Source organism: Pseudarthrobacter sp. NBSH8, from assembly GCF_014217545.1.
Lineage (GTDB): Bacteria > Actinomycetota > Actinomycetes > Actinomycetales > Micrococcaceae > Arthrobacter.
Genome location: NZ_CP043178.1, coordinates 1919827 through 1934192, shown reverse-complemented (window position 1 = coordinate 1934192; position 14366 = coordinate 1919827). Strand labels below are relative to the sequence as shown.

The 14366-nt window shown below is 65.7% G+C and carries 12 protein-coding genes; 9 read left to right on the top strand and 3 right to left on the bottom strand.

Annotation, left to right across the window (positions count from 1 at the left end; all coding sequences use genetic code 11):
- The first annotated feature begins 120 nt into the window (after positions 1 to 120).
- Genes FYJ92_RS08890 through FYJ92_RS08865 form a run of 6 tightly spaced genes read left to right on the top strand, consistent with a single transcriptional unit; the run spans position 121 to position 6683 of the window.
- Positions 121 to 1632 (top strand): fumarylacetoacetate hydrolase family protein, encoded by a 1512-nt coding sequence (locus tag FYJ92_RS08890; protein WP_185263508.1) that lies wholly within the window; start codon positions 121 to 123, stop codon positions 1630 to 1632.
- Positions 1625 to 2350, top strand: a complete 726-nt coding sequence (locus FYJ92_RS08885; protein WP_185263507.1) for a GntR family transcriptional regulator — start codon at positions 1625 to 1627, stop codon at positions 2348 to 2350. Before FYJ92_RS08890 ends, FYJ92_RS08885 begins: the two co-directional genes overlap by 8 nt.
- A 58-nt stretch (positions 2351 to 2408) precedes the next feature.
- A complete protein-coding gene (gene hpaE / locus FYJ92_RS08880; protein ID WP_185263506.1) occupies positions 2409 to 3953 on the top strand; it encodes a 5-carboxymethyl-2-hydroxymuconate semialdehyde dehydrogenase in 1545 nt (514 codons plus the stop codon).
- A gap of 38 nt (positions 3954 to 3991) precedes the next feature.
- Positions 3992 to 5089 (top strand): 3,4-dihydroxyphenylacetate 2,3-dioxygenase, encoded by a 1098-nt coding sequence (hpaD, locus tag FYJ92_RS08875; protein WP_185263505.1) that lies wholly within the window; start codon positions 3992 to 3994, stop codon positions 5087 to 5089.
- Between the two features lie 2 nt (positions 5090 to 5091).
- Entirely contained in the window at positions 5092 to 5877 is a 786-nt protein-coding gene (hpaH, locus tag FYJ92_RS08870; RefSeq protein WP_185263504.1) for a 2-oxo-hept-4-ene-1,7-dioate hydratase, read from the top strand.
- Entirely contained in the window at positions 5862 to 6683 is an 822-nt protein-coding gene (locus tag FYJ92_RS08865) for an aldolase/citrate lyase family protein (RefSeq protein WP_185263503.1), read from the top strand. The genes hpaH and FYJ92_RS08865 overlap by 16 nt, the downstream gene beginning before the upstream one ends.
- Positions 6684 to 6858: 175 nt before the next feature.
- Here FYJ92_RS08865 and FYJ92_RS08860 read toward each other — a convergent pair whose 3' ends face one another.
- Positions 6859 to 7452: an adenylate kinase gene (locus tag FYJ92_RS08860; RefSeq protein WP_370526232.1), complete on the bottom strand. Its 594-nt coding sequence runs from the start codon at positions 7450 to 7452 to the stop codon at positions 6859 to 6861.
- 367 nt (positions 7453 to 7819) lie between these two features.
- On the opposite strand from FYJ92_RS08860, the gene FYJ92_RS08855 reads away from it, so the two are divergent.
- Positions 7820 to 8221, top strand: coding sequence for a RidA family protein (locus FYJ92_RS08855; RefSeq protein ID WP_185263502.1), 402 nt, complete (start codon positions 7820 to 7822; stop codon positions 8219 to 8221).
- Positions 8222 to 8283: 62 nt separating this feature from the next.
- On the opposite strand, the gene FYJ92_RS08850 is transcribed toward FYJ92_RS08855, so the two are convergent.
- Positions 8284 to 9471, bottom strand: coding sequence for a 4-hydroxybenzoate 3-monooxygenase (locus FYJ92_RS08850; RefSeq protein ID WP_185263501.1), 1188 nt, complete (start codon positions 9469 to 9471; stop codon positions 8284 to 8286).
- Between the two features lie 124 nt (positions 9472 to 9595).
- Positions 9596 to 10348: an IclR family transcriptional regulator gene (locus FYJ92_RS08845; RefSeq protein WP_185263500.1), complete on the bottom strand. Its 753-nt coding sequence runs from the start codon at positions 10346 to 10348 to the stop codon at positions 9596 to 9598.
- A gap of 187 nt (positions 10349 to 10535) precedes the next feature.
- Between FYJ92_RS08845 and FYJ92_RS08840 the strand changes: the two genes are divergently transcribed.
- Both FYJ92_RS08840 and FYJ92_RS08835 read left to right on the top strand, forming a co-directional pair.
- Entirely contained in the window at positions 10536 to 11132 is a 597-nt protein-coding gene (locus FYJ92_RS08840; RefSeq protein WP_185263499.1) for a recombinase family protein, read from the top strand.
- A 221-nt stretch (positions 11133 to 11353) separates the two neighbouring features.
- Complete coding sequence (locus FYJ92_RS08835; protein ID WP_219729698.1) at positions 11354 to 14365, top strand: Tn3 family transposase; 3012 nt, start codon at positions 11354 to 11356, stop codon at positions 14363 to 14365.
- Position 14366: the final 1 nt, after the last annotated feature.

Below are 14366 nucleotides of genomic sequence, written 5' to 3'. Positions count from 1 at the left end.
TGCCGTACCGCGCGCCTCCACCGACCGGCAAAACCCTGCAAGGGACACGCCCATTGACGCCGCCCGAGTTATCTGGAATATTGCTTCATATACGATTTCGTACTCGATGAGGAGTAATTTTTGGAACAGGTCACCGACCACACCCTGGCCGCGGCCCGCAAGGTCATCGCGGTGCACATTAACTACCCCAGCCGGGCAGCGCAGCGCGGCCGCACGCCGGAGCAGCCTTCCTACTTCCTGAAGCCGCCGTCCTCCCTGGCGTTCGGTTCGGCAGATGCCCCTTCCGTTGTGGAGCGTCCGGCCGGCTGTGAACTGCTCGGTTTTGAGGGCGAGATCGCGCTGGTCATCGGCAAGCCCGCCCGGCGGGTCGGGCTGGAGGACGCCTGGAGCCACATCGAATGGGTGACCGCGAGCAATGACCTCGGCGTCCACGATCTCCGCTACGCAGACAAGGGTTCCAACCTCCGGTCCAAAGGCGGCGATGGCTTCACCCCGATCGGCCCCCACCTGATCCCCGCAGACGCCGTGGACCCCGCCAAACTGCGGATCCGTACCTGGCACAACAGCGAACTCGTCCAGGACGACAATACGGAGGACCTGCTTTTCCCGTTCGCGCGGCTGGTGGCGGATCTGTCCCAACTGCTCACCCTCGAGGAGGGCGACATCATCCTGACCGGCACCCCGGCCGGCGCCTCCGTGGCCAAGCCGGGCGACGTCGTCGAGGTTGAAGTGAGTACGAGGACGGGCGCCGCCGGCAGCGCTGCACTCTCTACCGGGCGGCTGGTCACGCGGGTGGAGGAAGGCACGACGGCGTTCGCTGATTTCGGTGCCCGGCCCAAGGCTGATGATTTTCAGCGGGAGGAAGCGTATGGTTCGCGGGAAGCGGCGGGCCTTTCACCTGACGAAAGCGCCGCCGTCGGGCATGTCCTGACTCTGGAGCTGAAAGCGAAGCTGGAAAGCGTCTGCACCGCCACGCTGTCCTCCCAGCTGCGCAAGCGCGGCCTGAACAACGTCAGCATCGACGGCCTGACCTCCACCCACCCGGAAAAGCGGATCGTGGGCCTGGCCCGGACACTGCGGTATGTGCCCAACCGCGAGGACCTGTTCAAAACCCACGGCGGCGGCTTCAATGCCCAGAAGAAGGCTATCGATTCCGTGAACGAGGGCGAGATCCTGGTCATGGAAGCGCGCGGCGAGAAAGGCACGGGCACCATCGGTGACATCCTGGCCCTGCGCGCCCAGGTCCGGGGTGCTGCGGCGATCATCACCGACGGCGGCGTCCGGGACTTCGCCGCCGTGGCCGCCATGGACATGCCGACCTATTACGCCAGTCCGCACCCCGCCGTCCTGGGCCGCCGTCACATCCCCTGGGACACGGACATCACCATCGCCTGCGGCGGCACCACCGTGCAGCCCGGGGACATCATCGTGGCTGACGCCGACGGCATCCTGGTGATCCCGCCGGCCCTCGCCGGGGAGCTCGCGGACGACTCCATCAGCCAGGAGCGCGAGGAGACGTTCATCGCGGAAATGGTGGCACAGGGCCACAGCGTGGACGGCCTCTACCCGCTGAACACCGAATGGCGCCTCAGGTACGAGGCCTGGGAAGCCATGGGCACAGCCAATGACTGAAACGGCCACCGCAGCCGGAATCGCGTCCGAGAGCGGGGCGACGGCCAGCAAGTCCGAACAGGCCTACGCGGCCGTCAAGGCCCGGATCGTGGACGGGACGTACTCCCCCGGCTACCGGCTGGTCCTGGCCGCCATCGCCAAATACCTGGGCGTCAGCGTGGTCCCGGTCCGTGAAGCAATCCGGCGCCTCGAAGCCGAAGGGCTGGTGACGTTCGAGCGGAACGTCGGCGCCACCGTCTCCGGCATCGACCCCACCGAGTACCTGTACACCATGCAGACCCTGAGCATCGTCGAAGGCGCCGCCACCGCGTTGTCCGCGCCGCTGATCGATTCCGTGGCGATCGCCCGCGCCCGGGCCGTGAACGAGGACATGCGCGAATGCCTGGAGCACTTCGATCCCGTCCGCTTCACGCGGCTGAACCAGGACTTCCACAGCATCCTCTTTGAGCACTGCCCCAACCCGCACATCCTGGACCTGGTCCACCGGGGCTGGAACCGGCTCGCCTCACTGCGGTCTTCGACGTTCCGGTTCGTTCCCGGCCGCGCCCACGAATCGGTGGACGAACACGAAGCACTGCTGCGGCTCCTCGAAGCCGGCGCAGACGCGGACGTGATCGAGAAGTCCGCCCGCCGGCACCGCTCCGCCACCCTGGACGCCTACCTCGCCCAGGCTCAGCCCCTCCCACAACGCAACGCGGGGTCACTTAGCGCCCGTTAGCAGCCGCCGCATGGGCCGTAAGTGACCCCGCGTTGCAAGATCAGTAAGGAAGACAACAATGACGTTCACTGCTCCTGTTACCACCACCCACTATGTTCCGCAGGACCTTCCCACGCACATCCAGCACTACATCAACGGCCGGTTCGTTGACTCCGTGGGTGGCGGGACCTTTGATGTCCTGGACCCAGTTTCCAACCGGAATTACGCCACTGCCGCGGCCGGCCAGAAAGAGGACATCGACCTCGCTGTCGCCGCCGCCCGTGAAGCGTTCACCAACGGCCCGTGGCCGAAGATGAAGCCGCGCGAACGTGCCCGCGTCCTGAACAGGATTGCCGATGCCGTCGAGGCCCAGGAAGCACGGCTTGCGGAACTCGAGACCTTTGACACGGGACTGCCCATCACCCAGGCCAAGGGCCAGGCGCTGCGCGCGGCGGAGAACTTCCGCTTCTTCGCGGACCTGATCGTGGCCCAGTTCGATGACGCCATGAAGGTCCCCGGCGCCCAGATCAACTACGTCAACCGCAAGCCGATCGGTGTCGCCGGCCTCATCACCCCGTGGAACACCCCGTTTATGCTCGAGTCCTGGAAGCTCGCCCCGGCCCTGGCCACCGGCAACACCGTGGTCCTGAAGCCGGCCGAGTTCACCCCGCTCTCGGCCTCGCTGTGGGCGCAGATCTTCAAGGACGCCGGCCTGCCGGACGGTGTCTTCAACCTGGTCAACGGCCTCGGCGAGGAAGCCGGTGATGCCCTCGTCAAGCACCCGGACGTCCCGCTGATCTCCTTCACCGGCGAGACCACCACCGGGCAGACGATCTTCCGCAACGCCGCCGCCAACCTTAAGGGCCTGTCCATGGAACTCGGCGGCAAGTCCCCGTGCGTGGTGTTCGCCGACGCCGACCTCGACGCCGCGATCGACTCCGCCCTGTTCGGGGTCTTCTCGCTCAACGGCGAACGCTGCACCGCCGGCTCCCGCATCCTCGTCGAACGTGCCATCTATGACGCGTTCTGCGAAAAGTACGCCGCCCGGGCCAAGAAGATCGTGGTCGGGGACCCGCACGACCCCAAAACCGAAGTCGGCGCCCTGGTCCACCCCGAGCACTACGACAAGGTCGCCTCCTACGTGGAGATCGGCAAGTCCGAAGGCCGGCTCCTCGCCGGCGGCGGACGGCCTGACCACCTCCCCGAAGGCAACTACATCGCACCCACCGTATTCGCCGACGTCGCCCCTGACGCGCGGATCTTCCAGGAGGAGATCTTCGGCCCCGTCGTCGCCATCACCCCCTTCGACTCGGACGAGGAAGCCCTCGTCTTGGCGAACAACACCCGCTACGGGCTGGCCGCCTACATCTGGACCCAGAACCTGACCCGGGCGCACAACTTCTCCCAGAACGTCGAGGCCGGCATGGTGTGGCTGAACAGCCACAACGTCCGCGACCTCCGCACCCCGTTCGGCGGTGTGAAAGCCTCCGGCCTTGGCCACGAGGGCGGCTACCGCTCCATCGATTTCTACACCGACCAGCAAGCCGTGCACATCAGCCTCGGCACGGTCCACACACCAAAATTCGGCAGCATTGACGACGCCGCGGCAGCCGGCGACAGCTAACCCTTCCCCTAAAACCCTTTCAAAGAAGAGAGAACCCGATGACAAAATTCGTTCCCACCCCCACGGTCCCGGCCCCGGACATTGTCCGCTGCGCCTACATGGAAATTGTGGTCACCGACCTCGCCACGTCCCGCGCGTTCTACGTTGATCTCCTCGGCCTGCACGTCACCGAAGAAGACGAGACCAACATCTACCTGCGCTCCTTCGAGGAGTTCATCCACCACAACCTGGTGCTCCGCAAGGGACCCATCGCCGCCGTCGCCGCCTTCGCCTACCGGGTGAAGTCCCCCGCCGAAGTGGACGCCGCCGAGGCCTACTACAAGGAACTGGGCTGCCGGGTTGAGCGCCGCAAGGAAGGCTTCACCAAGGGCATCGGCGACTCCGTCCGCGTCGAAGACCCCCTGGGCTTCCCCTACGAATTCTTCTACGAGACCGAGCACGTCGAACGCCTCACCCAGCGCTACGACCTCTACTCCGCCGGTGAACTGGTCCGCCTGGACCACTTCAACCAGGTCACCCCCGACGTCCCCAAGGGCCGCAAATACCTCGAAGACCTCGGCTTCCGCGTCTCCGAGGACATCAAGGACTCCGACGGCGTCACGTACGCTGCGTGGATGCACCGCAAACAGACCGTCCACGACACCGCCCTGACCGGCGGCAACGGCCCGCGCATGCACCACGTCGCCTTCGCCACCCACGAAAAACACAACATCATCCAAATCTGCGACAAGATGGGCGCCCTGCGCATCAGCGACCGGATCGAACGCGGCCCCGGCCGGCACGGCGTCTCCAACGCCTTCTACCTCTACATCCTGGACCCCGACGGGCACCGCATCGAGATCTACACCCAGGACTACTACACCGGCGACCCGGACAACCCCACCATCACCTGGGACGTCCACGACAACCAGCGCCGCGACTGGTGGGGCAACCCCGTCGTCCCGTCCTGGTACACCGAGGCCTCCCTGGTCCTGGACCTGGACGGCAACCCCCAGCCCGTCATCGAACGCACCGACGCCTCCGAAATGGCCGTCACCGTCGGCGCCGACGGCTTCTCCTACACGCGAAAAACAGAAGGAGAAGGCGCCGGCGCCGTTGAACAGAAAAAGGGCTTCAAGCTCGGGGCGCAGTTGTAGCCATGCTGGACGCGAAGACGATTGAGGCCATCGCCGATGAACTCCTGGCGGCCGCCCGGACCCGGACCCCTGTCCCCCGCCTCACGGCCCGCTACCCGGACATGACCGTGGAGGACTCCTACGCGGTGCAGCAGCTGTGGCGGCGGCGCAACGAGGACGCCGGCCGCAAGCTGGTGGGCCGCAAGATCGGCCTGACGTCCAAGGCCATGCAGGCCGCCACTGGCATCACCGAACCGGACTACGGCGCCATCTTCGATGACATGGTGCTAGGGACCGGCTGCTCGGTTCAGGGGGACCAGTACACCCATCCACGGGTGGAAGTGGAGCTGGCTTTCGTGCTGAAAAAGGACCTGGCCGGACCCGGCTGCACCATCTTCGACGTCCTGGACGCGACCGACTACGTGGTCCCGGCCCTGGAGATCCTGGACTCCCGCATCGAAATGGAGGGCCGGACCATCGTGGACACCATCGCGGACAACGCCGCGATGGGCGCCATGGTGATCGGCGGCAACCCGGTCAAGCCCGACGCCGTCGACCTCCGCTGGGTCTCGGCAATCCTCTACAAAAACCAGACCGTCGAAGAGACCGGCGTGGCCGCCGGCGTCCTGGACCACCCCGCCAACGGGGTGCACTGGCTCGCCAACAAAATAGCCGCCCACGGGGACAGTATGAAAGCCGGGGACATCATCCTCGCCGGGTCCTTCACCCGCCCACTGTGGGTGTCCAAGGGCGACACCGTCCACGCCGACTACGGACCCCTGGGAGCCATCACATGCCGCTTCGAATAGAACCGGACAACACTTTCCGCGATGCGCTGCGCAACCACACCGGCGCTGCCGGCCGTCCACTGGCCGGGATGTGGGTCTGCTCCGGCAGCCCGCTCATCGCCGAACTGTGCGCCGGATCCGGCCTGGACTGGCTCCTGGTCGACGCCGAACACAGCCCCAACAGCCTCGAATCCATCCTGGCGCAGCTGCAGGCCGTTAGCGGCTACCCGGTCCAGGTGCTGGTCCGGCCGCCGGTCAACGACACCGTGCTGATCAAGCAATACCTCGACATTGGAGTGCAGAACCTGCTGATTCCCATGGTCAACTCTGTTGCCGAAGCGGAGGCCGCCGTCGACGCCACCCGCTACCCGCCGCACGGCGTCCGCGGCGTAGGGTCCGCCCTCGCCCGGGCCTCACGCTGGAACCGTATCCCGGACTATCTCGCCCGCGCGTCAGAAACCATCAGCCTCACGGTGCAGATCGAATCGAAGGCGGCAGTTGAGACCGTCGAGGAGATCCTGGCCGTGGACGGTGTGGACGCCATCTTCCTGGGACCATCCGACCTCGCCGCCTCCATGGGCCTGCTGGGACAGCAGGAACACCCCAAGGTACGCGCCGCCGTCGAACACTGCCTCGCCGCCGCCAAGGCAGCCGCGAAGCCCGCGGGTGTCAACGCCTTCAACCCCGACACAGCCCGCCACTACCTGGCGGCAGGCGCCGCCTTTGTCCTGGTGGGCGCCGACGTCGCCCTCCTGGCCCGCGGCTCCGAGGCACTCGCCGTCGAATACATCCCGGCTGGTGCCGGCGAAACCCCCGCGAGCTACTGAACATGGCCAGGATCTCGACCAACTCGATCGCCGGGACCCGCCGTCGACCTCAGGCCGGGCCAGTACCGGGCGGACGTCCAATCAGGTCCAGACGGGCCGGGACGCATCATTCGGAGTCGCCCACGGGCGAACGACGGCGGGAGGGACCGCCGTCGTTCACACGCTGTTGCGCCTCCTACACTCCGCGGGCGGGCGCGCTCAGCACGTCGTCGATCCTGCCCATGACACTGTCCGTGACGTCCTCGATCCCGCCCATCCCGTCTACCTCGGCAAGGATCCCGCGGCCGGCATACCTGGCCACCACGGCCTCCGTCTGCTGGTGGTAAAGGTCCAGCCGGTGACGGATGACGCTCTCGTTGTCATCGCTCCGGCCCGTTTCCCTGGCCCGGCCCAAAAGGCGCGAGACAAGTTCCTCGTCGACCGCGGTCAACTGCAGGACCACGCCGAGTTTCTGTTCGCCGGCAGCGAGGATTCCGTCGAGGTAGTCCACCTGCGCGACCGTGCGAGGGTAGCCGTCCAGCAGAAATCCCTCCTTGGCGTCGTCCTGGCTGAGCCGGTTGCGCACCATCTCATTCGTGACGCTGTCCGGCACGAAGTCTCCGTTATCCATGTACTTCCGGGCCTCCAAACCCAGTGGCGTTCCGCCTTTGACGTTGGCGCGGAAGATATCGCCGGTTGAAATGGCCACAACGCCGAGGCGTTCCGAAATCCGTTCCGCCTGCGTCCCCTTGCCCGAGCCGGGCGGACCCATAATCAGCATTCTCGTCATTCAATACTCCTTGCTGCCTATATGGACGTCTTCGTCCTGGCCCGATGCTACTGATCCGGAGGTTGCGGCCGGGCTGCATCGGCGCCTGACAGCAGAGTACGACGGCGGAGGATCCCCGCCGTCGTACTCTGCGTCTATGTGCTTTTACCGGTAGCAGTGGTGCAGCGAGCGGGCGCCGGCCCGCCTCCGAGTACCCCATTTGATAGCGCGGTGATCACCGTCAGCCCGGGCGCAAAGTGGCCAGGGGCGTGCCGCAGGCGCTGGGGGGTGAGATCAAAAAATGCTCCGTCATGTTCTTTCCTTTCACAGCCGATACGTCCATCGGAGAGGCCTCCCCCTCGCCGACGGTCGGTGAGACCATACAGGCATGGCATCCATACAGCGCATCCGCCCCCAAGGCCTCGTCTCGAGCCCGGCCTTCAGCCACGTCGCCATCGTGCCACCAGGCGCCACCACCATCTACGTCGGCGGACAGAACGCCGTCGACGCCAACGGCGCACTCGTTGGAGAGGGCGACGTGGCCGTCCAGTCTGTCCGCGCCCTCGAGAACGCGCGGACCGCTCTCGCCGCGGCCGGCGCGACCCTCGCCGACGTCGTGCAGTGGACTGTGCTCTTCGTCGATGGCGTCGACCTCGCAGCAGGGTACGGGGCGGTCGCATCCGAACTCGCGTCCGACGAACCGGCCTTGGTGACCGCGGCACTTGTCGCCGGGCTGGGCGTGCCCGGCGCACTCGTCGAGATCGGCGCGGTGGCCGCCGTTATGCGGTGAAGGAGAGCAGGGCTTGTCCAGCAGGAATTCCCATAGGAGACCCACGAAGCGGTCCGCGCGGCTCAGAGCGCGCCCGGCCAGCCGGTGTAGGACTCTGCCAGGTATGCTCTGGCGTGCCGGGAGGAGACCACGGAGTGCAGCTCGCCGAGTTGGCGGGCGCGGTCGAAGTCGTCGGCGCCAGGCACCGTATGAAGCATGGACGTCATCCAGTAAGAGAAATGCTGGGCCTTCCACACCCGTTCCAGGGCACGGTCGCTGTAGGAGTCAAGCAGCGCGGTGGAGCTGGTGGAGTAGAACGAGTCGAGGCCTTCGAATAGGACCTTGACGTCGTGGATGGCGAGGTTGAGGCCCTTGGCACCGGTGGGCGGAACGGTGTGGGCGGCGTCGCCGGCCAGGAAAAGGTTGCCGTGGCGCATGGGCGTGTGCACGGAGCTGCGGAACGGCAGGACCATCTTTTCCAGGACCGGGCCTTCCTTGAGTTCGAAGCCGTTCCCGTTGACACGCTTGCCGAACTCGGACCAGATGCGCTCGTCCTCCCACTCAGCCACGTTTTCCTTGGGGTCGCACTGGAAGTACATCCGCTGGACCTTCTCGGTGCGCTGGCTGATCAGGGCGAAGCCGTGCGCGGAGTTGGCGTAGATCAGCTCATCCGAGCTCCGCGGAGCCTCAGCCAGAATGCCGAACCAGGCGAACGGGTACTCATGGAAATACTGGGTCCGTAAGGCCTCCGGCACCTGGCGCCGGCAGTAACTTCGGGAACCGTCGGCACCCACAAGGAAGTCCGCCTGGATCTCGAATTCCTCGCCATCGGCATCGGCGAACCAGACCTTCGGCTTGCCTTCGAGGTCCTGAACGGAGGTGTCCGTGACGCTGTAGCGGACGTCGCCGCCGTCGGCGGCCCGACGCGCGGCGAGATCTGCGAACACGTCCGTCTGCGGATAGAGCCAGACGGACTCGCCCACGAGGTCCTTGAAGTCGATCCGGTGGCTCTCCCCGTTGAAGCGCAGCTCGATGCCATCGTGGCGGTCGCCTTCGCGCAGCACACGGTCCGAAACGCCGGAGTCCACCAGCAGGTTCACCGTGCCGTGTTCCAGGATGCCTGCGCGGACGGTTTCCTGGATTTCCTGGCGACTGCGGATCTCCACCACAATCGATTCAAGGCCCTGCGTGGCGAGCAGGTGAGAGAGCATGAGGCCGGCAGGGCCTGCGCCCATGATGGCGACTTGGGTGGTGATGGTGGTGCGTGCCATGGTGTTCCTCGCTTCGTTGCGGGCCCGGCGGCGTCGGCGCCGCGGTTGCGGTGGGCTTCTACCATCAGTGTCACCCGCGCCGAACGAAAGGCGTTACAAGAATCCCGTTGAATGGAAGCCGGGTTCAGTCGGTCGGCATGGCGCTGAGTTGGCGCCCGATCCCCCGCGCCGCCGTCTGAATTGCGGGCACCAGGGCCTGAAGCCGCATCTCTGCCAAGGGGACCACAACCCCCAGTGCAGCCACCGTGCGGCGCTTGCCGTCCATGACCGGCACCGCGATGCCCCAGGTATCAGGGTCCACCACGCCGGCGAGTTGCGCGTAGCCCTGCTGCGCGGTTTCAGCAAGCAGTTGGCGTACGACGCCGACGCTCACCTTGCCGCGCTGGTCGCTGAACTGCCCGAGGTACTCGGCCTGCAGCTCACGCGATTGATGGGACATCAACGCCAGGCCGGCGGAAGAGATATGGACCGGCATGCGCCCGGCAACCCGGGCCCGGTTGGCCACAGAACCACGACGCGAGAGCCGCTCCACAAAGAGCGCTTCCCAGCCATCCAGCACGGCCAGATTCACGTTCTGCTTCAGGACCTGCTGGATGTCCTCCATAAACGGCAGGGCAGCCTGACGGAGCGCCAGTGTGGGCGCATTACGGTTGACGAGCTCCCACAGCCGCAGCCCCAGGCGCACGTTCCCGCCGGCACCGAGGTCCAGGAATCCGTGGTCCGCGAGCTGCCGGACCAGCCGATGCGCACTGCTCAGGGGCAGCTCCGCCCGCTCCGCGAGTTCGGACAGCTGCAGACCGGTGACCCTCTCCGGGAAGGCCGCGATGACCCGGACCACACGGTCCACCACAGAATCACCGGATCCTGAATTGGCCACGATCGACTCCCCCGTACTGTCGCCTTCTCTTCCATTCAATGATAGTCGTTAGAGGCTTGCCGGCCCGGCAGCGGTGTCCTAGTACTACAGTCGCGTTTATGGGGTGTGTCCGCGGGCTTTGTAATGCCAATACCGTGCGCGGTGTTGGTGTTTTCGTCGCCAGGTTGAGTGTTTCAGGGGCGAATACATGCGCGTCTCAAAGGCAGACGGCTCCCAGACCACGGACCTGCAGTGCGACGCGCTCCTGGCCGCCGGAATAGATGCGGATTCCCTCTACGAGGACAGGGCCTCGGGGAAGAAGGATGACCGGCCGCAGCTGGCCGCCTGCCTCAAAGCGCTGCGCCGCGGGGATACCCTGCTCGTCTGGAAACTCGACCGGCTCGGCCGGGACCTCCGCCATCTGGTCAACATCGTCCACGATCTGACCGAACGCGGCATCGGGCTGAAGGTCCTCACCGGCCAAGGGGCCGCAATTGATACAACCACCGCTTCCGGGAAGCTCGTCTTCGGGATCTTCGCAGCCCTAGCCGAGTTCGAACGTGAGCTGATCTCCAAACGCACCCTGGCCGGCCTAGCTTCCGCGCATGCGCGTGGCCGGAAGGGTGGACGCCCGTTCAAGATGACCCCCGCAAAGCTCCGGCTCGCTATGGCCTCCATGGGGAAGGACGATACAAAAGTGAGCGATCTCTGCGCCGAACTCGGCGTCACCCGCCAGACCCTGTACCGGCACGTATCACCCAACGGGGAACTACGCCCTGACGGCGCAAAGCTGCTTAAAGCCTAGAAATGTCTGGTCAGCCGGACCGGTCGGAGTCGGGGCTTGAGCAACATCGGAACGGTCAGTGGCGGTAGTGAGGGTTTAGTCGCCTGCTTGGCGCCACTGACCGTGCCAATGTTGGTGGGTTTTTCGGGGTTGTGGACGGTGTCGTGGGATACCCTCACTTCATGCCGGTGGAGTTTCTGAGTGATGCTGAAGCTGGGGCCTATGGTCGGTACGCTGCGACGGTGGCGCAGGCGGATCTGGATCGGGTGTTCTTCCTCGACGACGCGGACCTGGTGCTGATAGGACGGCGTCGAGGCGAGCATATGAGGCTCGGGTTTGGACTCCAGCTTGCGACTGTTCGTCATTTGGGTGCTTTCCTGGAAGATCCCCTGGATGTTCCAACCGCTGTCGTCGATTTCGTTGCCGGGCAGGTTGGCGTGGCCGATCCGTCGTGCCTTAAAAGGTATGTAGAGCGGGAGAAAACCCGGTTCGAGCACCAGTGGGAGATCCGGCAGGCGTTCGGGTGGAAGGACTTCGCGGACGTCGAGGAACAGTTCGTTGAGTGGATCGCGGCCCGGTCGTGGACGTCCGGGGACGGGCCGAAGGCGATCTTCCACGACGGTGTGTCGTGGCTGAGGGAACGCAAGGTGCTGCTGCCCGGGGTGACGACGCTGACGCGGCTGGTTGCGAAGGTCCGCGAGGACACGAACCAGCGGCTGTGGAACGAGCTCGAACTCCTGCTCACGCCCGGTCAGCGGCTTGCCCTGGACCGGCTGCTGGAGGTCAGGCCGGGAGCGCGGGTTTCGGATCTGGAGCGTTGGCGTAAGGGTCCGCCGCCGCGCGGGAGCGGGCTGGTGATCATCAAGGCTTTGGATCAGGTGTCCGAGATCATGGGACTGGGACTGGCGGACATCGACGCTGAGAAGCTGGTGCCGCCGCGTCGTCTGGGAGGGCTTGCCAGGTACGGGATGAGCGCGGATGCCTCGCTGATCCGCAGGCACCCGCCGGGGCGTCGGCTGGCGACATTGTTGGCCACGGTCCGGCATCTGGAGGGCGCGTCGGTCGATAACGCCCTGGAGCTGCTGGATTTGTTGATGACAGCCGAGCTGTTGAACAAGGCTCATAGTGCTTCGGACAGGGCGAAGGTCCGTAAGCACCCGCGCCTGGCGAGGGCTTCAGCCCGTTTGGCGGTAGCAGTGCAGGCGTTGTTTGAATCCGATCAGTGGGCCGTCTCGGAATCGGAGCCGCCGCGGGTGTCGAAGGTGTGGGAGGCCATCGAATCGGTTGTTTCCCGGGCCGAACTGCGCGCGGCCCTTGTCGTGGTGGGTGAGGATGTTCCGCCGGTCAACGGCCCGGACCCCGATGACTGGCGGGCGGAGTTGACGGGGCGGTACGCCAGCATTTCGGGGTTTGTGAAGATGCTGCCGCAGACGATCGAGTTCGCGGCGAATGCTGAGGGTACGCCCGTGTTGGACGCGATGCAGGCCCTGCCCGAAGTGTTGGCGTACAGGGGCCGCCTGCCTGCACCATTGATCCCCGGACGGTTGATCAACGCCGAGGTAGTGAACGGGCCGTGGCGGCACCTGGTATTCGGGGCCCACGAGGACGGTGCGGTGAACCGCCATGCCTACGCTTTTTGCGTGTTGGAGCAGTTCTGGCGGCACTTGAAGCGCCGCGAGATCTACGCCGAGGCCTCGACGAAGTGGCGCAACCCGCAGGCGCAGCTGCTCGAGGGTGCCCGGTGGGCGGCGATCCGTGCCGATGTGCTGACCACCTTGAGTCTGCCCGAGGACCCGGACGTGCTCCTGGCCGGGCACGCCCAGGCGCTGGAGGAAGCTTACCGGGAGGTCGGCGGCCGCCTCATCGTCAACAGCGAGGTCCGTATCGACGATGACGGGAAGATCCACCTGACCGGCCTGAAGGCGCTCGAGGAACCGCCGTCGCTGGTTGACCTGCGTACCAGAAGCACGGCGATGCTTCCGCGCATCGATCTTCCGGAAGCCATTCTGGAGGTCATGACGTGGGTCCCTGAGCTGCCCGCGGCCTTCACGGCCGTCTCCGGGGGACGGTCCCGGCTGGAGGACTTACCGACGTCGCTGGCCGCGTGCCTGGCAGCCCACTCGATGAACGTCGGGTACCGGCCGATCGCGAAGAAAGGCGTGCCGGCACTGGAACGCTCGCGCCTATCGCACGTGTTCCAGAACTACGTGCGCCCTGAAACTCTTGCGGCCGCGAACGTCCCGCTGCTCGCCCGGCAGGCCGGTCTTGAGCTTGCCCAGGCGTGGGGTGGCGGCATGGTCGCCGCGGTCGACGGGATGCGTTTCGTGGTCCCGGTGCCGGCCGTGTTCGCCCGCCCCAACCGTAAGTACTTCGGTCCCAAACGTGGCATGACGTGGCTGAATGCGATGAGCGAGCGGGGCATGGGCCGCGGCGCGAAAATCGTGGCGGGGACCGTGCGGGACTCCCTGCACATGGTCGATGTCATCTTCGGTATGGACGGCGGCAGTCTGCCCGAGATCGTCGTTTCCGATACCGGGTCCTACTCGGATCTGGTGTTCGGGTTGCTCGAACTGCTCGGTATCTCCTACCGGCCGGCTCTGGCTGACCTGCCCGACCAGAAAGGCTGGCGCATCCGTCCCGAGGCCGACTACGGCCCGCTGAACACCTTCGCGAGGGGCCGCATCGATCTGGAGAAGGTCCGTCGGAACTGGGACGACATCCTGCGCGTGGTCGCCTCGATCTATACCGGCACCGTGCGCGCCTACGACGTGGTGACGATGCTTCAGCGAGACGGGCATCCTACCGCCCTGGGTGAGGCGATCGCCTCCTATGGCCGGATCTTCAAATCCCTGCACATCCTGGCCTATATCGACGTCGACGAGTCTTACCGCCGCGACATCAAAGGCGTGCGCAACCTCCAGGAAGGCCGCCACGATCTGGCCCGCAGGATCTGCCACGGACGCAAAGGCGAGCTGTACCACCGGTACGAACGCGGTCTGGAGAACCAGCTCGGGGCCCTGGGCCTGGTCCTGAATTGCGTCGTGCTGTGGACGAGCGTCTATCTCGACGCCGCCGTGCGACAACTCAAAGCCCAGGGCTACCCCGTACGTGAGGAGGACATGGCCCGATTGTCCCCGTTCGTCCGAACCCATTTGAGCGTGCATGGAACCTACAGCTTTGTTCTGCCCGACATGGAACCAGGAACCATCCGCGAACTGCGGGACCCGGACGCCACCGACGAAGACGACGAATGAG

What these genes read in the sequence shown, in the direction of transcription:
- FYJ92_RS08850 (WP_185263501.1), bottom strand. Translation starts at nt 9,471, where the DNA reads ATGGCACGCACCACCATCACCACCCAAGTCGCCATCATGGGCGCAGGC.
- FYJ92_RS08885 (WP_185263507.1), top strand. Translation starts at nt 1,625, where the DNA reads ATGACTGAAACGGCCACCGCAGCCGGAATCGCGTCCGAGAGCGGGGCG.
- hpaD (WP_185263505.1), top strand. Translation starts at nt 3,992, where the DNA reads ATGACAAAATTCGTTCCCACCCCCACGGTCCCGGCCCCGGACATTGTC.
- FYJ92_RS08840 (WP_185263499.1), top strand. Translation starts at nt 10,536, where the DNA reads ATGCGCGTCTCAAAGGCAGACGGCTCCCAGACCACGGACCTGCAGTGC.
- FYJ92_RS08860 (WP_370526232.1), bottom strand. Translation starts at nt 7,452, where the DNA reads ATGACGAGAATGCTGATTATGGGTCCGCCCGGCTCGGGCAAGGGGACG.
- FYJ92_RS08855 (WP_185263502.1), top strand. Translation starts at nt 7,820, where the DNA reads ATGGCATCCATACAGCGCATCCGCCCCCAAGGCCTCGTCTCGAGCCCG.
- FYJ92_RS08865 (WP_185263503.1), top strand. Translation starts at nt 5,862, where the DNA reads ATGCCGCTTCGAATAGAACCGGACAACACTTTCCGCGATGCGCTGCGC.
- hpaH (WP_185263504.1), top strand. Translation starts at nt 5,092, where the DNA reads ATGCTGGACGCGAAGACGATTGAGGCCATCGCCGATGAACTCCTGGCG.
- hpaE (WP_185263506.1), top strand. Translation starts at nt 2,409, where the DNA reads ATGACGTTCACTGCTCCTGTTACCACCACCCACTATGTTCCGCAGGAC.